The 24091-nt window shown below is 52.5% G+C and carries 22 protein-coding genes and 1 pseudogene; 9 read left to right on the top strand and 14 right to left on the bottom strand.

Annotation, left to right across the window (positions count from 1 at the left end; all coding sequences use genetic code 11):
* Positions 1-7 precede the first annotated feature (7 nt).
* The 8 genes and pseudogenes from BG55_RS21070 to BG55_RS21035 all read right to left on the bottom strand — a co-directional run bounded on the left by BG55_RS21070 (position 8) and on the right by BG55_RS21035 (position 9419).
* Positions 8-1531, bottom strand: a complete 1524-nt coding sequence (locus tag BG55_RS21070) for a heavy metal sensor histidine kinase (protein WP_084276411.1) — start codon at positions 1529-1531, stop codon at positions 8-10.
* Positions 1515-1967, bottom strand: a pseudogene (locus tag BG55_RS21065) (DNA-binding response regulator); the annotation flags it as partial. The pseudogene BG55_RS21065 and the gene BG55_RS21070, both read right to left, overlap by 17 nt.
* A 20-nt stretch (positions 1968-1987) precedes the next feature.
* Positions 1988-5059 (bottom strand): efflux RND transporter permease subunit, encoded by a 3072-nt coding sequence (locus BG55_RS21060; protein WP_034941763.1) that lies wholly within the window; start codon positions 5057-5059, stop codon positions 1988-1990.
* Positions 5056-6189: an efflux RND transporter periplasmic adaptor subunit gene (locus BG55_RS21055; RefSeq protein WP_034941757.1), complete on the bottom strand. Its 1134-nt coding sequence runs from the start codon at positions 6187-6189 to the stop codon at positions 5056-5058. The genes BG55_RS21060 and BG55_RS21055 overlap by 4 nt, the downstream gene beginning before the upstream one ends.
* Before the next feature lie 201 nt (positions 6190-6390).
* Positions 6391-6645 (bottom strand): hypothetical protein, encoded by a 255-nt coding sequence (locus BG55_RS21045; RefSeq protein WP_034941752.1) that lies wholly within the window; start codon positions 6643-6645, stop codon positions 6391-6393.
* Positions 6646-6765: 120 nt separating this feature from the next.
* Complete coding sequence (locus BG55_RS22180) at positions 6766-6924, bottom strand: DUF2474 domain-containing protein (RefSeq protein ID WP_071995071.1); 159 nt, start codon at positions 6922-6924, stop codon at positions 6766-6768.
* Positions 6925-6988: 64 nt separating this feature from the next.
* Entirely contained in the window at positions 6989-7996 is a 1008-nt protein-coding gene (gene cydB, locus BG55_RS21040) for a cytochrome d ubiquinol oxidase subunit II (RefSeq protein WP_034941747.1), read from the bottom strand.
* Position 7997: 1 nt separating this feature from the next.
* Positions 7998-9419 (bottom strand): cytochrome ubiquinol oxidase subunit I, encoded by a 1422-nt coding sequence (locus BG55_RS21035; RefSeq protein ID WP_034941746.1) that lies wholly within the window; start codon positions 9417-9419, stop codon positions 7998-8000.
* Between the two features lie 763 nt (positions 9420-10182).
* On the opposite strand from BG55_RS21035, the gene BG55_RS21030 reads away from it, so the two are divergent.
* From BG55_RS21030 to tatE, 9 genes are all read left to right on the top strand, one after another.
* Positions 10183-11106: a DUF7164 domain-containing protein gene (locus tag BG55_RS21030; protein ID WP_034941743.1), complete on the top strand. Its 924-nt coding sequence runs from the start codon at positions 10183-10185 to the stop codon at positions 11104-11106.
* Positions 11107-11327: 221 nt separating this feature from the next.
* Positions 11328-12644, top strand: a complete 1317-nt coding sequence (gene gntT, locus BG55_RS21025) for a gluconate transporter (RefSeq protein ID WP_034941742.1) — start codon at positions 11328-11330, stop codon at positions 12642-12644.
* A gap of 338 nt (positions 12645-12982) precedes the next feature.
* A complete protein-coding gene (locus BG55_RS21020; RefSeq protein ID WP_052018973.1) occupies positions 12983-14071 on the top strand; it encodes a hypothetical protein in 1089 nt (362 codons plus the stop codon).
* Positions 14072-14205: 134 nt separating this feature from the next.
* The gene (locus tag BG55_RS23600; protein ID WP_446681973.1) at positions 14206-14289 is read left to right on the top strand and encodes a small membrane protein YohP; all 84 of its coding nucleotides are present in this window, start codon (positions 14206-14208) and stop codon (positions 14287-14289) included.
* 810 nt (positions 14290-15099) lie between these two features.
* Complete coding sequence (gene pagP, locus BG55_RS21015; RefSeq protein ID WP_034941890.1) at positions 15100-15648, top strand: lipid IV(A) palmitoyltransferase PagP; 549 nt, start codon at positions 15100-15102, stop codon at positions 15646-15648.
* Between the two features lie 151 nt (positions 15649-15799).
* A complete protein-coding gene (gene cspE, locus BG55_RS21010; protein ID WP_004156612.1) occupies positions 15800-16009 on the top strand; it encodes a transcription antiterminator/RNA stability regulator CspE in 210 nt (69 codons plus the stop codon).
* 390 nt (positions 16010-16399) lie between these two features.
* A complete protein-coding gene (locus BG55_RS21005) occupies positions 16400-16831 on the top strand; it encodes a GNAT family N-acetyltransferase (protein WP_034941739.1) in 432 nt (143 codons plus the stop codon).
* 113 nt (positions 16832-16944) lie between these two features.
* Positions 16945-17736: a deaminated glutathione amidase gene (locus BG55_RS21000; protein ID WP_034941736.1), complete on the top strand. Its 792-nt coding sequence runs from the start codon at positions 16945-16947 to the stop codon at positions 17734-17736.
* Between the two features lie 175 nt (positions 17737-17911).
* Positions 17912-18118, top strand: coding sequence for a twin-arginine translocase subunit TatE (gene tatE / locus BG55_RS20995; RefSeq protein ID WP_034941733.1), 207 nt, complete (start codon positions 17912-17914; stop codon positions 18116-18118).
* Positions 18119-18210: 92 nt separating this feature from the next.
* Here the strand turns inward: tatE and lipA are convergent, their stop codons facing one another.
* From lipA to mrdB, 6 genes are all read right to left on the bottom strand, one after another.
* Positions 18211-19176 carry a lipoyl synthase gene (lipA, locus tag BG55_RS20990; RefSeq protein ID WP_034941731.1) on the bottom strand — a complete coding sequence of 322 codons (966 nt, stop codon included), beginning with the start codon at positions 19174-19176 and terminating at the stop codon, positions 18211-18213.
* Between the two features lie 194 nt (positions 19177-19370).
* On the bottom strand, positions 19371-20024 hold the full coding sequence (gene lipB, locus BG55_RS20985) for a lipoyl(octanoyl) transferase LipB (RefSeq protein WP_034941728.1): 654 nt from the start codon (positions 20022-20024) through the stop codon (positions 19371-19373).
* Between the two features lie 81 nt (positions 20025-20105).
* Positions 20106-20369 carry a DUF493 family protein YbeD gene (gene ybeD, locus BG55_RS20980; protein WP_034941727.1) on the bottom strand — a complete coding sequence of 88 codons (264 nt, stop codon included), beginning with the start codon at positions 20367-20369 and terminating at the stop codon, positions 20106-20108.
* A 109-nt stretch (positions 20370-20478) separates the two neighbouring features.
* Positions 20479-21690: a D-alanyl-D-alanine carboxypeptidase DacA gene (dacA, locus tag BG55_RS20975; RefSeq protein WP_034941724.1), complete on the bottom strand. Its 1212-nt coding sequence runs from the start codon at positions 21688-21690 to the stop codon at positions 20479-20481.
* A gap of 122 nt (positions 21691-21812) precedes the next feature.
* Positions 21813-22967, bottom strand: a complete 1155-nt coding sequence (gene rlpA, locus BG55_RS20970) for an endolytic peptidoglycan transglycosylase RlpA (protein ID WP_034941721.1) — start codon at positions 22965-22967, stop codon at positions 21813-21815.
* Between the two features lie 11 nt (positions 22968-22978).
* Complete coding sequence (gene mrdB, locus BG55_RS20965) at positions 22979-24091, bottom strand: peptidoglycan glycosyltransferase MrdB (protein ID WP_034941720.1); 1113 nt, start codon at positions 24089-24091, stop codon at positions 22979-22981.

Here is a 24091-nt window from a genome sequence, read left to right as displayed (position 1 = left end):
CACCTTTTCATGTGTGTGTTGTTTTGACCTGATGATTATCCCGCACGGGCAGTGACCCGGCCGGGTCATCTGCATGACAATTCTGACAGGTAGCGCCCGCCCGAACCGGCTTCAGCGGGGCTGTCGGGAGGGTGGGGGGCAGGTTCGGCAGTCGTAGCGTGAACTGGCTACCCCGGCCCGGCTGGCTGCTGACCACCACTTTGCCGCCATGCAGCTCGGCAATGGTTTTAACGATAGCCAGTCCCAGCCCGGTGTTTTCGGCATTGCTTCTGGCGGCATCAACCCGGTAAAAACGGTCCAGAATGTGCGGCAGATGCTCTGCTGCCATCCCTTCACCATCATCCGTTACGCTCAGACAGGTGGTGTCTGCTTCACGTCGCGCACTGAGCATAATATGGCCGCCGGGCGGAGTGTGTCGGATAGCATTTGACAGCAGGTTAGCCAGCGCGCGTTGCAGATGGAGCGGGTCGGCGTGAAAGATCACCTCACCTTCGCAGCGCAGGGTGATCTGCTTATCTTCGGCCAGGATCTCGTAATAACCGATCAGCCGCGCAAATTCGTCCGCACTGTTAAGCCGCTCAGGGCTGAGCGGTTCACTACTGTTATCGGCCCTCGCCAGAAACAGCATCGAAGAGATCATCCGTGACAGCCGTTCACCTTCCTCCACGATGGCTGCCAGGGTGTCGCGATACTCCCTGATGCTGCGATCCTTACTCTGCGTCACGCTGGCTGCGGAGATCAGATTGTTGATTGGCCCACGTAATTCATGGGCGATATCAGATGAAAAGCGGTTCAACTGCGTAAACGACGCTTCCAGTCGGGTCATCATGCCGTCAAAAGAGGCGGAGAGGGCACTCAGTTCAGAAGGCCAGCGCTGTGTGGCCAGCCGGGTGTGCAGATCGTCCGCGTGGATGTTTTCCATTTCACGGCTGATGGTCCGCAGCGGTGAAAGGCCCCGGCGAGCCAGCCAGTAGCCCAGCGCGGCAAAACAGGCAATTGCCAGCGCGGCGGCGAGCTGCATCTGCGCCCAGTAATTTTCAATAATGGCATTATTGCGTGAGACGTTCAGCGCGGCCTGCACCAGCCAGGGCTGATGGTTTTTCAGAATAAAATTGGTGGAGGTAATCAGATATTTTTCATGGACTTCACCCTGATGATAGCGCCAGGTGTCATAGCGAAAATCCGTGGTGGGTGGTGGGAAGTCCTGCTGCGGCACAAGCATATTTTTAGACTGCGACCAGACCCGGCCATCCGGGCTGATGATCCGCAGCGACAGCCGTTCCTGCTGCACAATAAATTCAAACAGTTCCTTTTGCCACTGCTCCTGCGGACCCTGACGCTCACTAATGGTGGTGGCGATTTCCTGCTGAAAACGCAGTGTACTGCGCAGTTCGTTTTCATCTTTCTGCCCAAGCTGACTGCGCATTGTGTGGTAAAGCAGACCGGAAACGCTGTACAGCACCAGCGCCATCGCCACGGAAAAAAACAGCGTCAGCCGCAGAGTGATCGGCACGCTACGGGGTATCAGCATCGTCTCTCTCTTCCAGCACATAGCCGGCACCGCGAATGGTATGCAGCAGTTTCGGCGCATAGCCATCGTCTATTTTGTTACGTAAACGACGAATGGCGACGTCAATCACATTGGTTTCCGGGTCAAAATTCATGTCCCAGACCTGCTCGGCCAGCACCGTGCGCGACAGCACCTCGCCGGTGCGGCGCATCAGCAGACTCAGCAGCAAAAACTCTTTCTGTGTCAGCTCAATGCGGTTACCGGCACGGGCAACGCGATGACGCAGAAAATCAAGCGTCAGATCGGCAATCTGCAACATCGACTCTTCTGCCGCCGGGGTGATGGCCGCCTGGCGGCGTAAAATCACCCGCGCCCGCGCCAGCAGCTCACTGAATGAGAAGGGCTTAATCAGGTAATCTTCTGCGCCCAGCTCCAGTCCACGCACGCGGTCTTCCACTAACAGTAATCTCATGGTTCCTACACCGAATGGGAGACCTCCGTCAGCCGCTGATTAGCACGGTCAAACAGCAGGTAAAGCACCGGGGTAATAAACAGGGTGATCAGCTGGGAAAACAGCAGTCCACCGACAATTGCCACGCCCATCGGCTGGCGCAGCTCGGCACCGGCTCCCCAGCCGAATGCGATGGGCAATGCCCCCATGATGGCGCACAGCGTGGTCATCATAATCGGGCGAAAGCGTTGCAGACTGGCCTGCATAATGGCGTCGTGCGCGCTCAGTCCCTGTTCCCGTTGGGCGGCAAGGGCGAAGTCGATCATCATGATGGCATTCTTTTTTACGATGCCAGTCAACAGCAGGATGCCGATCATGGCGATAAATGTCAGATCAAGTCCCAGCAACCTCAGCGCCAGCAGCGCGCCCACGGCGGCAGAGGGCAGTCCCAGTAAAATGGTCACCGGATGGATCCAGCTTTCATAGAGCACGCCAAGAATAACGTAGATTACCGCCAGCGCCAGTACGATCAGCCAGATCTGGCTGCTTTGCGACTGCTGATACAGCGCCGCCTGACCTGCATATGTGCCAAACACCGAAGCGGGTAGCTGAATGTTTTGCTGCGCGTTGCTGATTGCCTGGGTGGCATCAGAAAGGGATTTTCCCGGTGCCAGGTCAAACGACAGCGTGATCGCCGGTAACTGTCCCTGATGATTGACCGCCGTGACCCCCTGAGAGCGGCTGATGTGGGTGAAGGTGGTGACGGGCAGCAGCGTACTGGCCGACGAGCGCACGTAAATCTTCGACAGGTCGCTCTCGTTTTGTCGAAACGGGCTTTGCACTTCCATGATCACCTGATAGCTGTCTTCGGGGGCATAGATGGTTGAAACCTGTAATGTACCGAAGGCCGCATAGAGGTTGTTTCTGATTTGCGCGATATCCACCCCCATCAGCGAGGCTTTATTGCGGTCAATCACCAGATCGGCCTGCAAACCGTTCAGTTGCGCATCGCTGTTAAGCCCGACAAACACGCCGCTTTTTTGCATTTCCGCCATCAGCTTATTACTCCAGTCGTTCAGCGAAGTGCCCCCACTGCTGTTGACCGATTGCAGCGTGTACTGGTAGCTACTTTTGGCGCTGCGTCCCCCGACTTTCAGGTTCTGCACCGGGCTGTAAAACACCTTTATTCCCGGCAGGTAGGCAGTATCAGCGCGCATTTTTTGCAAAACCTGCGCCAGCGGCGGGCGCAGGTTTTGATCTTTCAGAGTCAGGTTTAACTGGGTGGTGTCATGATCGACTTTGGTGACGATATCGCTTACCGCCGGGTCCTGTTGCAGGGTGGCTCCCAGCTGTTGCGCCACTTTCAGCCGCCCCTCCCAGGACATGTCCTGCGGCGTATCAATATTGGCGGTGACCTGGCCGATATCCTCCTGCGGGAAAAAACCTTTCGGCGCGGTCTGGTAGAGCCAGCCGGTAAGCAGTACCGTGGCCAGCGCGGTCAACAGCATAACCGTACGATGATCGACCGCCCATGCCAGCGCTCTGCCATAGCCCTGCCGCGTGGCTTCAAAGTAACGTTCAAAGCTGCGGCTCCACGCCGGTTCAGGACGGTTTGGCTTCTGATGTCTGAAAAGCAGCGGCACCAGCAGAGGAATGAGAGTGAGCGAGGCGGCGGCGGAGACCAGAATAGCCAGCGATACCACCCAGGCAAACTCATGGAACAGCAGGCCGAGGGTCCCCGGCATAAAAAAGATCGGAATAAAAACGGCAACCAGCGACAGGGAGATGGATACCACGGTGAAACCCACCTCTTTTACGCCCCGCAGAGCAGCCTGACGTGGCGGCAACCCTTCTTCCAGATAGCGCATGATATTTTCCAGCACCACGATGGCATCGTCCACCACCAGACCGACAGCAATGGTCAGGCCCATCAGCGAGATGTTGTCGAGGCTCAGCCCGCACAGCGACATCAGCGCAAAGGCCCCCAGCAGCGAAACGGGTACGCTCAGCGCCGGGATCACCGTGGCGCGCGCGTGGCGCAGGAACAGCAGGATCACCATGACCACCAGCGCAATAGTCAGCAGCAGAGTGATATTGACATCGTGAATGGCGTTGCGAATGGAGACGGAGCGGTCATTGAGCAGTTGCATATGCACCGAGGCAGGCATCTGTGCCTGTAATCGCGGGAGCAACTGATGAATGGCGTCCAGCGTGGCGACAATGTTGGCACCCGGCTGGCGGTTCACATTGAGTACGATTGCGGTGTGGCCGTTAACCGAGCTGTAGCTTAGCGTATTTTCAATGCTGTCCTGCACCGAGGCGACATCCGACAGCCTTACCGGTTGGCCGTTGCGCGTGGCAATCACCACCTTGCTGAAATCGGCGGCATTCATCAGGTCGCCATGCGTTTGCAGCATCAACATCTGGCGTTTGCCATCCAGTTCGCCGATGGGAGAATTATCGTTGGCCGCCTTCAGTGCAGTTTGCACCTCCTCCAGCGTCATATTGGTGGCCGCCAGTTTGTCAGGGTCAATCTCTGCGCGTACCGCATAGCGTTTCTGCCCGATCACATCCACCCCGGCCACGCCTTTCAGCGTCGAGAGTGCCGGTGATATCAGGTCGTCTGAAAAGCGATTGAGATCGGAAAGCGTCATTGAAGGTGAATCAATACCAATCTGTGCAATTGGCGCATCCGCCGGATTGACCTTTTTGAATGACGGCGGCGTGGTCATCTGCGCAGGCAGTTTTTTCATCGTCTGGTAGAGCGCGGACTGCACGTCCACCGCGGCCGAATCGATATTTACCGAGGGATCAAACTCCAGCACGATAGTTGTTGCACCCTGGAGGCTGGTGGAGGTCAGCATCGACAGGCCGGGCAGGGTGGAAAGATTTTTCTCCAGCGGCGTGGCGACGGAAGAGGCCATGGTTTGTGGGCTGGCCCCCGAGAGCGAGGCGTTGACCTTGATGGTTGGCGTATCGAAAGTCGGCAGCGCGGCAACCGGCAGGTTTATCCAGCAGACAATACCGGTAACGATCACCGCCAGCCACAGCAGCATGACGGCGACCGGTCGTTGCAAACAGCATTCAGATAATTTCATTGCTGCTGCCCCGCTGCCGGTCTGTCCTGAGCCAAGACAACCGCCATACCGGGCCGTAAATTATTTGCTCCCTCCAGTACCACCTTTGTCCCCTGTGGAACCGCGTCAACCACCGCCATCTGCTGCTGAATACACAGCAGTCTGACCGGCAGGGTGTCGGCGCGTCCCTGCTGATTAACCACAAAGACAAAGTGACCATCAGGCCCGTTCTGGATGGCCTGAGGCGGTAGCACCACGGCCTGCGGCGTGATGCCTGCGTCCACGGTCACCACCTGAAATACCCCCGGCCATAGCAGGTGTTGCGCGTTGCTAAAACGTGCTTTCAGATTGATGGTGCCGCTGTCGGTGCTGACGCCATTGTCGATAAAATCCAGCGTGCCGGTCACCGGCTTGCCCTGCGCATTTTTCACCGATACCTGCACCGGGCCGCTGGCCTGGGCAGCCAGAACCTTATTAAGATCCTGTTCCGGCAGGGTAAAAGCAACGCCTATGGGATCGAACTGGTTGACCGCAACCAACGGCAGCGTGCTGCCCGGCTGCACCAGGCTACCGGAATGGACGTTCAGCGCACCGGTTTTACCACTGACCGTCGCGCTGATACGGGTGTATCCCAGCTGCACCTGCGCACTTCGCACGTCCTCCTGCGCTGCCGTGTATTGCGCGCTGTACTGCTGGAGCGTGCTTTGCAATATGTCCCAGTCTGAAGCGGAGAGATAGTTCTTTGCCCGCAACGCCCGACTGCGATCCACATCACGTTGGGCTTTGTTCAGTAGCGCTTTTGCTTCTCCCTGCGCGGCGATCGCATGGCGTAGCGTTGCCTGCTGGCTGCTGTCTTCCAGCGTAAACAGCAGCTGCCCCTGCCTGACAAAATCCCCCTCGTTGAAGGCAACGGATTTCACCGTACCGGTGAGTTGCGCCTGCACATCCACCTGATTAAGCGAAACGACATGTCCCTGAGTGATAAGCCTGAGCGGCAAAGGTTTAACCTGCGCGGTGACCAGACTGACCCGCGTCGGCGGAGGCGCTGAGGCCGGGGCGGCGGCGGCAGGTGCCTGCGGCCAGAAATGGAAAAGTGCGGCACCCAGCGCTGAGGCGGCCAGCAATAAATAAACTTTCGAGGCGTTGCTCATGGCAATAACTGTCCCAAAACAGAGTTATGCCACTATAGCGGGGCGAACCCGACAGCCAGCCTGGGGAGAAAATGACAATTTTGTCATCTGCCGGCAACGGTTGAGGGTGGAGGCGGGTGATTGCCGCAGCGGCGGCCGGAGGGTAAAACGGCAACAAAAAAGGCCGGAAATCCGGCCTGGTTTTAAGACAGGGCGTTGCGGTTAACGACGGCCTAAAATCTTCGCAGCGAGGAAGCCAACGCCAGCGGCAATCGCCAGTGAAACGAATGGCGAATCCTGGGTTTTACTCTTCACGCAGTCCAGTGCGTCATCCACCGCGTAGGATGCGCGGGCGGCTTTCTGGCGCACACGGCCTTTGAACTCATGCTCCGGAGATTCAACGGCTTTTCCAAACTCTTCCTGACCGATACCCAGGGCTTCTTCGGCTTTGTCTTTCGCTTTATCTGACAGACTCATACTGACTCCTTCTGATGGCATGATTTCCTGATAAATGAACTTAAAGCGTAGACGATTACGGCCAGCTTACCGCTGCGGTTGTGTATAAAAGTATGACTGGCCTTTACGCTGGCGGCCCTTTCAGTGCGACTTCATGCCTGCGGCGGTCATCATCATCCGAAACAGGGTGGCCACCACCCCCAGCGCCATAACGCTGGCGATGTAAATTGCCACCATCCACAGAATACGTTGCCACGCCGGGGATTTACCGTCCTGCTGAGTCTGATTTTGTACTCTCATCCTCTTCTCCTGCCGATCTGTTTGTGCACTTAGTATCAGTTAACGGGCCTGTCGGCCCGTTCCGTCAGTGATAGCCTTCATCCGGTTTGATTTTTCCGCGGAAAACGTAGTAGCTCCAGAAGGTGTAGACCAGGATCACCGGAATAATCAGCAAGCCACCCACCAGCATAAAGCCCTGACTCTGGGGGGGCGAGGCGGCCTGCCAGATGGTGATATTGGGCGGAATGATATTCGGCCAGACGCTGATGCCAAGACCGGTAAAACCAAGGAATACCAGTGCCAGCGTCAGCAGAAATGGCAAGTAGTGCGCATGACGTCGTAGCGCACGCAGCAATCCCCATGCTGACAGCAGTACCAGAATCGGCACCGGTAAAAACCAGAACAGGTTTGGCAGAGTAAACCAGCGGTGCATGATGTCGGTATGCGTCAGCGGAGTCCAGATACTGACCACCGCGATGATCACCAGCAGCGTCAGCAGCAGAGGTTTCGTCAGGGCGGTCATTTTACGGTGCAGCGCATGTTCGGTTTTCATAATCAGCCAGCTACTGCCCAGCAGAGCATATGCCACCACTAAACCAAAACCACAGAACAGCGAGAAAGGCGTCAGCCAGCCCAAAGCCGGACCACTCCAGGTGCGTTTGGTGACCTCGAAACCGTTGATGAACGCGCCCAGCACCACGCCCTGACTGAAGGTCGCCATCCAGGAGCCAACGATGAACGACTTATCCCAGAATGGCCGGTGCTGCTCGGTGGCTTTAAAACGAAACTCAAAGGCCACGCCACGAAAAATCAGACCTATCAGCATAATGGTCAGCGGCACCGCCAGTGCATCAGTAATCACCGCATAGGCCAGCGGAAAAGCGCCGTACAGTGCCGCGCCGCCCAGTACCAGCCAGGTTTCGTTACCGTCCCAGACCGGCGCGACGGTGTTTACCATCATATCGCGCTCGGTGGCATCCTTATTGAACGGAAACAGAATGCCAATACCCAGGTCGAATCCGTCCATCACGATGTACATCAACGTCGAAAAAACGATGATGGTGAACCAGATAATTGAGAGATCGATACCCATGTTATTTATCCTCCCCAGCGTTCAGTTTTTCCTGTACGGCAGACAGGGGACGTGAAGGGGTGTGCGAGGTGCCGGGACCGCCATCACCAGTATGATCGCCTTCGCCGGAGCGTGGGCCTTTTTTAATCAGATTAAACAGGTAGGTATAGCCCACGCCGAAGACCGACATATAGACCACGATGAAGGCGATCAGGCTGATACTCATATGCATCTCACCATGTGCAGAGACCGCATCTTTTGTACGCAGCAGACCGTAGACCACCCAGGGCTGACGACCAATTTCCGTGGTGAACCAGCCTGCAAGGATGGCAATCAACCCCGAGGGGCCCATCAACAGGGTGAACCACAAAAATGGCCGGGAGCTGTACATCCGTTTGCGCAGGCGCAGCCACAGGCTGATCACCCCCAGTAGCACCATCAGCATACCAAGGCCCGCCATGATGCGAAAAGACCAGAAAATGATGGTGGAATCCGGGCGATCCTCTTTCGGGAATGTCTTCAGCGCCGGGACCTGTTTATCCAGACTGTGAGTCAGGATCAGGCTACCCAGCATCGGGATCTCCAGCGCATATCGGGTTTTCTCTGCTGCCATATCGGGGAGGCCAAACAGGATCAGCGGCGTGGGTTCACCCGGCGGGTTCTCCCAGTGCCCCTCGATGGCCGCGATTTTTGCCGGCTGGTGTTCCAGGGTGTTCAGACCGTGAGCATCGCCGAGCATTGCCTGAATGGGGGAAACAATCAGCGCCATCCACAGCGCCATTGACAACATTTTGCGAATTGCCGGGGTATCATTTTTGCGCAGCAGATGCCATGCGGCAGAGGCACCCACAAAGAAAGCGCTGGCCAGAAAGGCAGCGGTGGACATGTGCAACAACCGGAACGGAAAAGAGGGGTTGAAGACAATCTTCAGCCAGTCGACCGGAACAACGATGCCGTTCTCAATAGCGTAGCCCTGCGGGGTCTGCATCCAGCTGTTGGACGCCAGAATCCAGAAGGTCGAGATAATAGTGCCCAGCGCCACCATACAGGTGGCGAAGAAGTGCAGGCCGGGGCCTACGCGGTTCCAGCCAAACAGCATCACGCCGAGGAAACCCGCCTCAAGGAAAAATGCGGTCAACACCTCATAGGTCAGCAGCGGCCCAGTAATGCTGCCTGCAAACTGCGAAAAACCGCTCCAGTTGGTGCCAAACTGATAAGCCATCACCAGACCGGAAACCACTCCCATACCGAAGTTGACGGCAAAGATTTTTGACCAGAAATGGTAGAGGTCGCGATAGTCCTCATTTCTGGTTTTCAGCCACAGACCTTCCAGCACGGCCAGAAAGCTGGCCAGGCCAATGGTGATGGCCGGGAAAATAATGTGGAAGGAGACGGTAAACGCGAACTGTATCCTTGCCAGGTGGAACGCATCTAATCCAAACATTGCTTACCTCTGTCAGACATACATTGCTTCTTATTATTGACCGATAGCCAGTAACAGGCGGCACAAGCAGCCCGTAGCAAATCGGTATTCCATTAAAGGCGTGATCCTAACACCAGTTCAGGAGAAGGAGTAGTAACAGTAATGTTGAACTGACCTGTAACAGCATCAATATTTGCGATGAATTGTTTCATCGTGCCGTTAATCAGTTGGTTGATACTGTTAATTCTTTTGTGGTTAATGATGCTTACATGTGAAAGTTATGTTTATTTTAGCCGGAAGGGCATTGAAATGCGGCGATACCAGTCAATGTTGATTGGCTTTGAGATCATAGTGATATGGTTAAATTTTATATGCTCAATATTTTATATAACATTTTTTCATTGCAGCAGGATGAATTGAAAATGAATTCGAACGAGTGGTTATTTTTGTTGTGATAATGTTTTTGTTTGGTTTTATTTTTTATAAATTGCTGTGGTTTTTGTTATTGGAGGGTAGGTGGTTTCATTGGTAAATAATTTACTGTTTGAACTTTTGTCAATGTTAAAACAGCCAGGCATATTTCGACGCTTACTGAATTCATTTGTTACATTTTGAATTGTTTTTATCGCTTTTTGTTGTCGGAGATCATGGTTAAACCCCTTTGGTTGTGAGGACTCTTTCAGTTCGCTATCACGGCGTGGTGATATAGCACTGGCTGATTGCCAGGGACAGGACCGCAGGCAGTCATTGCCGTCGAACAAAAATGGACAGAGAGGAAGATGATATGGATGTCAGAAATTCTCGTCATAACAGCGCTAAAACACTGGCTGTGATGGTTTATGTTGATTTTTCTTCAGCCATGCTGGAGGAGTTCAGCTGGTTGTATAAAAGCTGGATTTACAGTGGTTGTTACCGGCAGAGTGATTTACTGGTCGTACACCATCCACACTGTGAGAAGTATCTGCCCAACGATCCCGGCATTATTCTGGTGCCGCGTATGCCCACCGCAGTGGCAGGTTCGCCCTTTGAAAATTATCGCTACTTTAATTCAATAGGCTGTCTTTCTGGCGAGCCTGTTGATGCTGTTGCCAGACAGTATGATTTCCTGCTGCGCACGGATGCGGATGTTTTTCTTACCCGGCATCTTGCCGATTTCCGTCCCAGTTTTCCGGTTTTTGGCCGCGGGCTTTATCATTATGACGAGGATTTTCGACAAAAGATGCTGCGCTTCTGTCAGCGGCACGGCGTTGAGCATCATTATCGTTTTGGATGCGGTCACTCTTTGCTGGCCCCGACAGAGATTATGCTGCCTTTTTTGCGCCGTCAGATTTACTGGTGTCAGATATTGTTGGAGGAGTTCAGTCGGGACCGCGCAAACTGGGGTAAATGGCCGGGCTGGTATCGAGGAGTGAGTACCATGTATGCCGCTGAAATTGCCGCCAATGAAAATTACCGGCAAATGCTGCGTCACGGTCGTGAGCGCATTCTGGATGTGGAATGTGACCTCGACCAGGCTCTGGATGCAATGACTTACCATATTCATGCTGTACATACGTACAACTATTTTTCAAAGTTCCCCCTGCGTGAGGGGAGCTATCAGGCCATCGATCCTCAGTCACTCGATCGCAGCCGCATTCCGCAATATTGTCACTGGCTGGCAGTCACGCCAGTTGAGCAGGTAAAACGTGAGGTTGGCTATCCCTGGTAGCGACGATGTTACGGTTGTTTCAAAATTTTGATCCTCATCTCAAAATGTAAATTCCCCAGCTCCAGACCATTTCCGGCTCCCAGTGTTACCGTTAACATGTTCCCGGTAACACTGAATAAAAAATCACCTGTGCCCAATTGCCCGCGTTACCAAACCTGTTGGGTGAAAAATGATACCGTTTTCAGTCTGGGTCAGACTGTGCCTTCACCGGAGAAGATGATATGCCATTAGTCATTGTTGCGATTGGTGTAGTGCTGCTACTGCTACTGATGATCCGTTTTAAACTTAACGGCTTTATTGCGCTTATTCTTGTGGCGCTGGCAGTGGGCGTGATGCAGGGAATGCCAGTGAATAAAGTCATCGGCTCAATTAAGGCCGGAGTGGGGGGGACGCTGGGAAGCCTTGCTCTGATCATGGGCTTTGGTGCCATGTTGGGCAAGCTACTGGCAGATTGTGGCGGTGCACAACGCATTGCGGTCACCTTAATCGCGAAGTTTGGTAAACAATACATTCAGTGGGCGGTGGTGCTGACAGGCTTTACCGTCGGCTTTGCGCTGTTCTATGAGGTCGGCTTCGTATTGATGCTGCCGCTGGTTCTGAGCATTGCGGCGGCGGCGCGTGTGCCACTGCTGTTTGTTGGCGTACCGATGGCCGCAGCGCTGTCTGTGACGCATGGATTCTTACCGCCTCATCCCGGTCCGACAGCAATTGCTACGCTGTTCCATGCGGATATGGGAAAAACACTGTTATTTGGCACCATACTGGCCGTCCCAACGGTGATCCTGGCCGGCCCCGTTTATGCCCGGTTCCTGAAAGGTATCGACAAGCCTGTGCCTGAAGGACTCTACAACCCGAAAAAATTCAGCGACGCCGAGATGCCCAGTTTTGCTGTCAGCGTCTGGACTTCACTGGTGCCCGTGATCCTGATGGCTGTGCGCGCAATCGCCGAAATGGTTCTGCCAACGGGGCATGCACTGCTGCCCTATGCCGAATTTTTTGGCGATCCGATTATGGCCACATTGATTGCGGTATTGATTGCACTTTTCACTTTTGGTCTGAATCGTGGTCGCACGATGGATCAGGTGATGGCTACCCTGACCGACTCTATTAAAATCATCGCGATGATGTTGTTGATTATCGGTGGTGGGGGGGCGTTCAAACAGGTGCTGGTTGATGGCGGCGTGGATAAATATATTGCCGGGTTGATGGAAGGCAGCGCGGTGTCACCCATTCTGATGGCCTGGTCGATTGCTGCTGCATTAAGAATTGCTCTGGGTTCTGCCACCGTGGCGGCTATCACAGCAGGTGGGATCGTTGCGCCGATCATCGCGACCACCGGTGTAAGCCCTGAGCTGATGGTGATTGCCGTAGGTTCAGGCAGCGTTATTTTCTCGCATGTTAATGACCCCGGCTTCTGGCTGTTTAAAGAGTATTTTAATCTGACCATTGGTGAAACGCTGCGATCCTGGTCCGTGCTTGAGACCATCATTGCCGTCAGTGGCCTGTTGGGTTGTCTCGCATTACAGGCCATGTTGTAAATACTGCCTGATGACTGTCGGGACAGGATGATTTGTTCCGGCAGGCTATTACCAGTTCATTCTATAAAAATCCCCCTGCCATCGGTTTCGCTTTGATCTTCAGATAAGCAGTAGTAGTTGCTTAAAAATATGTTCTGCAAGTATACTATTGCATTGATATATTTTAATTTTTTTTACTAAAGCCAAATTTTTTTCGCCATTAAAAATAAAGCCTCTGCCTCGGCAAATTTGCTACATTTTGGGTGTGGACAGGACGACTTTCTGCCCTCATTAAACGCTCTGTGCGTTAAGCGGTTTAATTCATAAGGTTTTATTGAACTGTTTGAGGAATTTGCAGTATGGAAAGTGAACAAACTGAGGCTGTCCCGGACGTACCTGAGCTGTCGCTGAAGGATATTCCTCAGGCGATCCTGCGTCTGGGTGAACGTCTGGCAGAAACCAAATATCAGATTGATATTCTGGGTAAAACTGGCTGGGGTGAATTAACTGCGAACCTTCATGGCCTTGAAGCCAGCGGTGAGTGGGATGGCCCGGATGATGCACTGACCTTTTTCAGTAAAATTTTTCCCTTTGCTTTGTTGCCAACAGAAACGGAGCCGCTGGGTGTATTTCGTGTTCCTACAGGTCGGGTGATTGGTCGCAGCTGGCGCTGGTGGCCTGAACATCTCAATGCCAACAGTGAAACGCGTCTGATCGAGCATCTTAACGGCCCTTTTGCCGCAGAAAATACCTCTTTCTATTTCGTGGCCTCACTGGGCGTACTGCTGGCCGCTCAGGGGCAAAGCCGCGTCAACTATTGCCGTCAGCGCGATATCCCTTTCATCACCGCGCGGGTGAGCTATCTCAACTATCCGCCTGCCGACAGGTTCCGGCTCTATCACGTCAACAAAGGGGCAATACGGCAGAGTTGGGTGGTATTCAACGATCGCTATTTGCAGGTGGTACAGTGGCCGCGTATTACTCTGCCAGCACTCAGCACTTATGGTGTGCACAGTGCGACCTGGCCAATGACTTTCCCGCCTATCAGTCGGGTTTTTGACGAGCTGTACCATTCCCAGCCTGTGGAGGATTTTATTCTGCCCTGCGTCGACCTGGAAATGGTGAAGATGACGATCAGGGCAGAGCAGGAAGCGGAGAGGCGTGCCGTAAAACCAGTGAAAATGGCGCTCAGCGATATGGATATCACCAATATTCTGCCTGTCAGCCTGACGCTGTTCTTCTTTTTTATTCTGTCGCTGGTTGTGGCGGGCCTGACAGTAGGGGCGGGGGTAGCGGGTATGGCCAGCATGTTGGTGTGTGGCGTATCGGGTAGCCTGCTTTTATTTCTGGCAATGCCCGTTTTTCTGGTCAGCCGCCGTCATCAGCGTGATAGCCAGTCTGAACCTGATACGCCCCCTTTGCCTGCCGATGAACACTCTTCTGCCTGAAAGCCTTGTCGAAAATTCCCGTAATGTACAATCATCATCGAGTGACGACAGCAGAATGAAAATTTTCTCCTATACTTACATTTCTTTAGTCATCTGATAAATGTGAAGTATTACTTATATTTCAGGAAAAGAGAATGAAAATTATTCTGTGGATTATCGCCATCATCTTTATTGTCGGTCTGTTAACAATCACGGGCGTTTTCAAAATTTTGTTCTGAGTGACCAGGCGGCGTAACTAACTCTCATCATTACGATGGGAAAGTAATGCCGCCATAATTGAGTTGTGAATTGTGGCATCCTGAATAGAGGTAAACGTGTTATTTTCCTTTCTGCCTTTACTCTGGTCAGCAGTAAAGAGGCAATCTTTTAATGTGATCGGCTTATTGCAACTGGCACATACTGCCCCATGATGATCGCCAAATCTGTCACCCTGTGTGGTAAAAATTATCCTTGTGTGCCCGCATCGCCAGCAACGTATTCTCACGCCGGTACTCCTTCCTTTATCGCTCCTGATTTAGAGTAATCTTACCAAAAATCAACCGATGATCGATAAATATTGTTAATCATTTATATCCGGCCAGGGTTACAGATAACGGCATGATTAAGAAAGATTAATCAACATCTGTTACCCCGGCTGGTATTGATTAACGATAAAAATTGTTTTCTTTTTTTAATTTATTTCATTTCTAAGAACGAAATGTATCAGATGTTATAAAAATGTGATTGATGTCATTTTTATCATTTCTCTTCAACGGGTTGAAAAGATAAAAATTGATTTTTCAGGGTTTAATGCTGCGATTTATTGATTTGAAAAATGTTTTTTTAAAGATGTACAGGTCAGATTAACTTCCGGGGCAAAAAAACAGGTTTTTTTTCATAACCTTTTCTTTATTCATGAATTGTTTAAAGTAAATGACTATAATGCTCGCGCTTTAACATTATATTTTAAACATTTCATTGCGGCTGATGCGCATTTTGAAACAACACCTGGTGTATTTATTGTGAAGCTAATCAGATTCTCTTTACTTATGGCGGCACTGTCCGTCGGAATATCGACAACTGAGGTGGCACAGGCTCAGACGCTGGGTTCGGCTCTTACTTCGACCTGGCAGTCATTCAGCGATAAAGTCAGCACGACTTGGAACGAGCCACAGGGCTACGACCTGTATGTGCCTGCCATTACCTGGCATAACCGCTGGACCTACGACAGAGAAAAAACCGATCGCTATAATGAGCGTCCCTGGGGGGCTGGGGTTGGCCTGTCGCGCTTTGATGAAAAAGGCAACTGGAACGGATTGTATGCGATGGTCTTCAAGGATTCTTTCAATAAGTGGGAACCGTTCACCGGTTTTGGCTGGGAGAAAATCTGGCGTCCTTTGAATGATCAGAACTTCCGTCTGGGGCTGGGCTACACAGCAGGTGTTACTGCTCGTGATAACTGGAAGTATATTCCTGTGCCTGCGGTGTTGCCTCTTGCATCAATCGGTTACAGTAAGGCTACTTTCCAGATGACCTATATTCCAGGTACGTACAATAACGGCAACGTCTATTTCGCCTGGTTCCGCTGGCAGTTTTAGCGGCAATAAAAGGCACAATTTTTGATGTCAGCTAACGAAAAAGCGATATTTATCACTTTTTCATTGCTGGCTACTGGACAAAAGCCTCGGCAATTGCTGTACTAGCTAACGACACAGTTTAGTGTCCATTTTTCATGTAAAGGTAATATAGATGTCTAAGATTAAAGGTAGCGTTAAGTGGTTTAATGAGTCCAAAGGATTCGGTTTCATTACTCCTGAAGATGGTAGCAAAGACGTGTTCGTACACTTCTCTGCCATCCAGAGCAACGGTTTCAAAACTCTGGCTGAAGGTCAGCGCGTAGAGTTCGAAATCACCAACGGTGCCAAAGGCCCATCTGCTGCTAACGTTGCCGCTATTTAAGTTATCAGACAGAATTTTAAAAACCCGCCGAATGGCGGGTTTTTTTTTGCCCCTGATTCTGCTTTCTCATGCACCGTGCTGGTAATCAGCGTGAGAAAAATTGGTCAAGCCAGAGTACCACTGCCAGAATAGTGATCGAAGTGGCGATCACTTCACAAGGAGATTTGGGAAAGATATTCATTTTTCTTCTCTCTGAGACGTTGACTCAGGGAGTTTGGCCTGACTTTATTAAGGTAACATTAAACCTGAAAAGAATGATGTCAGAACCGTGGCTTAGAAGCCTTTACGATGAAAACTGTCCTGGGGTGGTAACAATAACCTGTTAAAGATGCCTTGCTGGCCCTGTTAACTGATTGTGCCCCAGGGCTGCCTGAAACGCGGAGGAAAATGATGAATATTCGGCTGGCGCATATCCGGGACAATTTTGCCCTGAGTGCATTGTTGACTGAGCTGGGCTACGAAAACACCGAAAGTTTTATTGAGCAGCGCCTTGCGCAATTGATCCATGATCAGACTGAACAGCTACTGGTAGCGGAGCAGGGGGACACCGTGCTGGGTTTTCTGTCGCTACACTTCATTCCACAGCTGGCACTTGCCGGTGATTTTGCGCGCATCAGCTACTTTTGTATTGCCGAGGGAGAAAGGAGTAAAGGTGCCGGGCAGCAGCTGTTGCAATACGCTGAAGCGTTGGCGCGAAAACGAGGATGTGACCGGATGGAGGTACATTGTCACGAACGGCGTATCAAAGCTAATCTGTTTTATGCCCGTGAAGGTTACAGTGAATCACCGCGCTACCTGATTAAAAACCTCAGCCAGTCTTAATCAGCCGACTGACCATTTCAATGCCGCAGTAGTGCCTGAGATCGATGCACGGGAAATACCACCGTTCCAGGCAAATGAAAGAATGTTCTGCAATAAATGAAAGGAGCCTTCAGATGAAAGTTGCAGCAGGGCAGTTTGCTGTCAGTCGCGAGTGGCTGGATAACGCCGGGACGATCATGTCGTTAATGGCAAAGGCTCTGGCTGGTGATGCCGATTTACTGGTGCTGCCCGAGGCCGTGCTGGCTCGTGATATTGCCGATGCGGACTGGGCAGTGAAGGCGGCTCAGCCGCTTGATGGTCCTTTCATGACTAAAATCTGCGCGGCCAGCAGGGGAAATAACCTGACCACAATCATGACCGTGCATGTACCGGCCAGCAACGGCAAAGCGCTGAATGTGCTGGTTGCCATCCGCAACGGAGAAATTGTCGGTCGCTACGATAAGCTGCATCTATACGATGCCTTCGCCATGCAGGAGTCCCGAAACGTTATGGCAGGTAACGTTGTTCCGCCGATACTGATGGTTGCCGGGATGAAAATCGGGCTGATGACCTGCTATGACGTGCGTTTCCCTGAGCTGGCTCGTCGTCTGGTAATGGATGGTGCCGATGTACTGGTGTTACCTGCGGCCTGGGTGAAAGGGCCTCTGAAAGAGATGCACTGGGAACTGCTGGTTACGGCTCGTGCGCTGGAGAATACCTGCTATCTGGTGGGCGTTGGCGAATGTGGGCCACGTAATATTGGTAACAGTCTCATCGTTGATCCATTAGGGGTGGCTATTGCTAAAGCGGCTGAAGGCCCTGCGCTGATCTTCGCTGATTTGGATCCTTCACGTATTGCTGATGCACGCAGACAGCTGCCCGTCCTGGATAATCTGCGTTTTTCCCGTCCGGAACTGGACAAATAATATTGGTGGTGCGATTCCACGCTTTCCAGCAGCGTTTTATCTGCTATCATTCAGCACTGCTTTGTGCAGATATTACTCTGTTACAGATTACGGTTGTATTGACCGGTGATCTACGCGTTAATACGGATTACTGTTATTGGCCTTGTCATTGGTCAGATGAAAAAAGAAGGTGCGTATGGAAGGTATCAGTATTGCCAAGCTGCTGATCATCGGTGCTCTGATTGTCCTGCTGTTCGGAACCAATAAGTTGCGTTCTCTCGGTGGCGATTTGGGCTCAGCGATCAAAGGCTTTAAGAAAGCCATGAGTGATGACGACACTTCCGCCAAAAAAACGCCAGCTAATGAAGATAAGCCCGCAGAGCAGGTTGCTCACAAAGAATAATCTTTTTGCTGTGCAGAAAAAACGGATGACTGCGTCATCCGTTTTTTGTGTCTGTAAAAAAGTGTAACCGACCCGGGTTTTAAGCCAGTCAGTTATTTCACTTCCAGACCTTTGGCCTGCATATCTGCATGGTAAGAAGAACGGACAAACGGCCCACAGGCGGCATGAGTAAAGCCCATTTCCATTGCCGCTGCTTTCATCTCATCAAATTCAGCGGGGCTGACATAGCGTTGCACCGGCAGGTGATGGCGGCTCGGCTGTAAATACTGTCCCAGGGTCAGCATGGTTACACCATGACGCCGCAGGTCGCGCATCACTTCAATAATTTCAGCATTGGTTTCACCCAGTCCGACCATCAAACCCGATTTAGTTGGGATCTCCGGGTGAGCTTCTTTAAAGCGCTCCAGCAGTTTCAGCGACCATTCATAGTTCGCCCCGGGGCGTACCTGACGATAAACGCGCGGCACGTTTTCAAGATTATGATTGAATACGTCAGGCGGCGTGGCATTCAGGATATCAAGCGCACGATCCATCCTTCCACGGAAATCCGGAACCAGTGTCTCAATTTTGATGGTTGGATTTTTCTCGCGAATAGCGCTGATACAGTCTGCAAAGTGCTGCGCACCCCCATCACGTAAATCATCGCGGTCCACGGAGGTGATCACCACATAACGCAGACGCATATCGGAGATAGTCTGCGCCAGTTTTTCCGGTTCACCGGCATCAGGAGCCACAGGACGACCATGTGCCACATCGCAAAACGGGCAGCGTCGGGTACAAATGGCTCCCAGAATCATAAAGGTGGCGGTGCCGTGATTAAAACACTCTGCAAGGTTGGGACAGGATGCCTCTTCACAGACGGAATGCAGGCCATTCTTACGCATGGCAGCTTTAATGCCCTGTATGCGGCTGGAGTCGGCCGGGAGCTTGATTTTCATCCACTCCGGCTTACGCAAAATCTCCGTGCGTTCAGTCACCACGGTTTTCACCGGGATCAGGGCCATTTTATCTGCATCACGGTATTTTACGCCGCGTTCCATCTGAATGGGTTTACTCATAATCTTGCAGGTTCCAGGTTGGCATGCGCTGTGACAGTCGCAAAAAATGCAAAGAGTTTTTTAACCGTATAAGGCACTGGCCTTAAACTTTTTTTGATAAAAGCGCAAAAATTATATCATTGCAGCGAGCGACTTGCAGCCAGCCGACGAGATAAAATGTGACGCAATTGTAAATCCGCACGGGCAGACCATCTTCATGGCAGCAATGATTGTTGTAGCCAGCTGACCGCTGTGATTTGCAGCTGTCGGGCAAAATTTTCCACCAGCAGTGGCTGCACATCAGCTGTCTGTACGCCGGGGGAAAATGCACTGAGTTGCGTCATTGTCATACCGACATAACCACAGGGATTTATCCGCTGAAAGGGGGCCAGATCCATATCAACATTCAGCGCCAGTCCGTGAAATGAGCATCCCTGGCGAATTCTCAGGCCGAGCGAACAGATTTTTTTATCACTGACGTATACCCCCGGCGCATCTGGCCTCGCCATCGCAATCACCCCAAAGTGAGCGAGTGTATCAACAACCGTTTGTTCGATGGCGGTCACCAGCTGCCTGACACCGATTTTTCGTCGCCGGATATCGATCATCACATACATCACCTGCTGGCCCGGCCCGTGATAGGTCACCTGACCGCCACGATCGCTCTGCATCACCGGGATATCTCCGGTCATCAGCAGATGCTCTGCCTTTCCGGCCTGGCCCTGAGTAAATACCGGCGGGTGCTCCACCAGCCAGATTTCATCAGGCGTGGACTGGCAACGCGTATCGGTAAAGCTGTGCATAGCCTGAGAGACATCAGCCCAGGGCTGAGTGCCCAGCTGACGGATCAATAACGTTTCCTCGTTCAAAACCCGCAGTCCGCTGTAAAGAGAGAAGGGAATAAGACACTGACTACGGGCGACAACCTGTCGCTCCGGTCAGTCGGACATTTACAGAACCATCCGCACGATTTCAATATTACCCAACTCTTCATACAGGATTTCAACCTGTTCAATATGGGTGGCAGTGATGGTGATTGAAACTGAGTGGTAGTTGCCTTTACTGCTGGGCTTGACCTCCGGAGAGTAGTCACCCGGTGCGTGACGTTGAACAACTTCAACCACCTGATCAACCAGCTCCGGCTGTGCCAGCCCCATGACTTTATATGTAAATGGCGTGGGGAATTCGAGCAGTTCTTTAAGATTGGTTTTCATACATTCTCCGGTAACGCTAAAACAAGGACTCCCGCCGCAGCGGGAGCCTGGATATCAGTTCAATATGGGGCGCATTCAGAGCGAAATCAAGCGCGACAGGGCGGTGGGATTATCCAAACCAGTGGTGGAACATCAGTTTGATGTAATCAATGATACGGCCAACAAAACCGCCTTCCTGTACTTCATTGAGCACGACCAGTGGGTGCTGCTCAATCGTTTTACCGTCCAGTTGGAAGTTGATCGAACCCACAACCTGATTTTTAGCCAACGGCGCATGCAGTTCGGTATTGGTCAGGGTATAGCTGGCTTTCAGATCTTTCATCCGTCCACGGGGAATTGTCAGGTAGAGATCTTTTTCCACACCCAGCTGTACGCGATCGCTGTTGCCAAACCAGACGGGTTCAGAGGCAAACTCTTTACCCGCTTTAAGTGGTGCGACGGTTTCAAAGAAACGGAAACCCCAGGTCAGCAGCTTTTTGCTTTCGGTTTCGCGGCCTTTGTAAGTATGTCCGCCCATCACTGCCGAAATCAGGCGCATCTGGCCTTCAGTTGCGGAGGCAACCAGATTATAGCCGGCGGCGTCGGTGTGACCGGTTTTGATACCATCCACCTGCAAGCTGGTATCCCACAGCAGGCCATTACGGTTCAGCTGACGGATATTGTTGAAGGTAAACTCTTTCTCTTTATAAACCGCATATTCATCAGGCACATCGCGGATCAACGCCTGACCAATCAGCGCCATATCGCGTGCAGAACTGTACTGACCATCAGCATCCAGACCATGAACGGTCTGGAAATGGGTGTTTTGCAAACCAATAGCTTTGACATAGTTGTTCATCAGACCGACGAACGCATCCTGGCTGCCTGCTACGTAATCGGCCATGGCCACACAGGCATCGTTACCTGATTGCAGTACGATCCCCCTGGTCAGCTGCGATACCGGAACACGATCGCCAGGCTTCAGGAACATCAGCGAAGAGCCCTTGAATACCGGATTACCCGTAGCCCAGGCGTCTTTTCCAACGGTGACCATATCTTCCTGATGGATTTTTCCTGCTTTTACAGCCTGACCAATAACATAGCTGGTCATCATTTTGGTCAGACTGGCCGGATCGCGGCGGGCATCGGCATTTTTCTCTGCCAGAACTTTGCCGGAGTTATAGTCGATTAGCACATAGGCTTCAGCATCAATGTCAGGCACGCCGGGGATCATTGTTTTAATGTTCACGTCGTCGGCGTAAGCAAAGGTGGTCAGGCTGAGGGCAATCAGTGAAGCTGCCGTCAGACGTTTGAGCAGTTGGGGGGAGGTCAGAGTGTTCATGTTCAGGACGACAACATCCGTGGTTAGTTAAAAAAAAGTGACTCACTATAGCAAAAGCAGTCCTGTCCGGCATCCGTCTTTATCGGCCCAGCCTGAAGGGCACGGAAGGATGCCGGGCAGTATTACATTTTGTCAGAAGCAACCGTAATAAATGATGACTGGTTCGCCTCGCTGGACAGACGCTGTTGCAATGTGCTGGCCTGCTGACGTGAACGGAAATGCCCAAGCTGAACGCGCCAGACATTGTTGTGATTTTCCACCGAACCCGGCACACCAAACTTTTTGCTCAGTGTGTTAAGTAGCTGATGGGCGCGAGCGGGATCGCTAACGGCACCAACCTGTACCGTCCAGTTGGTCGCTGCACTTGAGGTGGAAGGAGCAGAAGCGGCCGCCGGGGCTGTCGCCGCAGGCGTAGCAACCGCAGCAACCGCAGCGGCGGCAGGCGTGCTCACGGGCGCAGGTTCACTGCCTTCCAGTACACCATTGCGCAGCGGCTGTGGCGCACCGAGGAAACCGTTGCTGTTAACCGGCGCGCCGATGCCGCCGTCGCTACTCAGGCTGCGATTATCGACAGGGTGTGATTCTGCCTCCTCCTGTGGCTGGCTGGCGACAGGCGTCACGGTTTGACTCTGTGCGGATGCGGTGGCTGCTCCTGCGCCTGCGCCCATTACCACCATGCCCCCGCCGATATCCGGGCGCGGCGGCAACGCGTAGCTTTGTTTGGCAACCCGGGTGCCAACAGTACCCGGACCAGACAGCGAACCATCTGGTGCCACGCTGATATAGTCCACTTTAACCCGGGTATTGTTGGAAATATTCAGGCGATCGCCCGCTGCTTTTGACAGATCGATAATGCGCCCTGGGGTGTAGGGGCCACGATCGTTGATCCGCACCACCAGCTGGCGACCATTAGCCAGGTTCGTGACGCGAACATAGCCTGGAATGGGCAATGTAGGGTGAGCAGCGGTCAGGGCTTCCGGATCAAATTGTTCACCTGTAGCGGTGCGATTACCTTTGGCCTCATCACCATACCAGGTTGCCAGACCTGTTTCGCTGAAGTTGGAAGGGTCTTTAACAATGCGGTACTTTTTGCCGTTAACGCTGTAATCCTGATTTGCTCCCGCCGCCAGCGGTTCATAACGCGGCTCAGCACCGCCAATCTCCACTACCGGGCCATTATATGCTGGCTGCTGCGGAGCCGGTGCCTGTTGTTCAGTGGTGCTACAGGCTGCCAGCAGAGCTGTAGCCAGGCCAATCCAGAGCCAGTCCTTACGCATGTTCAAGCCTCTTAAACGCTTTTCGATAACAGTTTTCGATGAGTGTGAATTGACATGATTATGCCAAAACCGGCCATCAGTACAATCAGCGCAGAACCGCCATAGCTGACCAGCGGTAGCGGAACGCCCACCACCGGCAGAATACCGCTTACCATGCCAATATTGACAAAAACATAGACAAAGAAGATTAGCATTAATCCACCGGCCATGACCCGGCCAAAGGTGGTTTGTGCTCTGGCTGCCATCATCAGGCCACGCATAATTAACAGCACATAGAGAGCCAGCAAAATCAGCACGCCGACTAACCCCAGCTCTTCGGCCAACACGGCAAAGATGAAGTCAGTATGGCGTTCTGGCAGGAATTCAAGCTGCGACTGCGTTCCGTGCAGCCAGCCTTTGCCACGAAGACCGCCAGAGCCGATGGCGATTTTCGACTGAATAATATGGTAACCCGCACCTAAGGGATCGGTTTCCGGATCGAGCAGCATCATCACCCGGTTGCGTTGGTAATCATGCATCAGGAAGAACCAGAGTATCGGAATAAAAGCCCCGACCAGCAAAATGGCTATCAAAATCAGTCGCCAGCTCATGCCTGACAGGAACAGCACGAACAGTCCGCTTGCGGCGATCAGGATCGCCGTTCCCAAATCGGGTTGGGCCGCCACCAGCAGGGTGGGCATAAATATCAGTACCAGGGCAATAGCGGTATTCTTCAGCGTGGGCGGACAGACATCGCGGTTGATAAAACGGGCAACCATCAGCGGCACGGCAATTTTTGCAATCTCCGAAGGCTGAAAACGTACCACGCCCAGATCCAGCCAGCGCTGTGCACCTTTACTGATATGGCCAAACGCATCGACCGCAATCAGTAACACGACACAAAAAATATACAGAAAGGGCGCCCAGCCTTCGTAAACTCTGGGGGGGATCTGCGCCATAACCAGCATCACCACCGTGCCCATGGCAATTTGTCCCAGTTTGCGCTCCATCATGCCGGGATCCTGGCCACTGGCGCTCCATATAACCAGCGAGCTGTAGACCAGCAGGGCGGCAATCAGAATAAAAAACGTTGGATCGACATGAATTCGGGTCCAGATGGTGCGTTTCTGATGACGGTCATTCAT

This window comes from Erwinia mallotivora (genome assembly GCF_000590885.1).
Lineage (GTDB): Bacteria > Pseudomonadota > Gammaproteobacteria > Enterobacterales > Enterobacteriaceae > Erwinia > Erwinia mallotivora.
The sequence above is the reverse complement of the archived record's forward strand: the minus strand, read 5'-3'. Positions and strand labels throughout refer to the sequence as shown.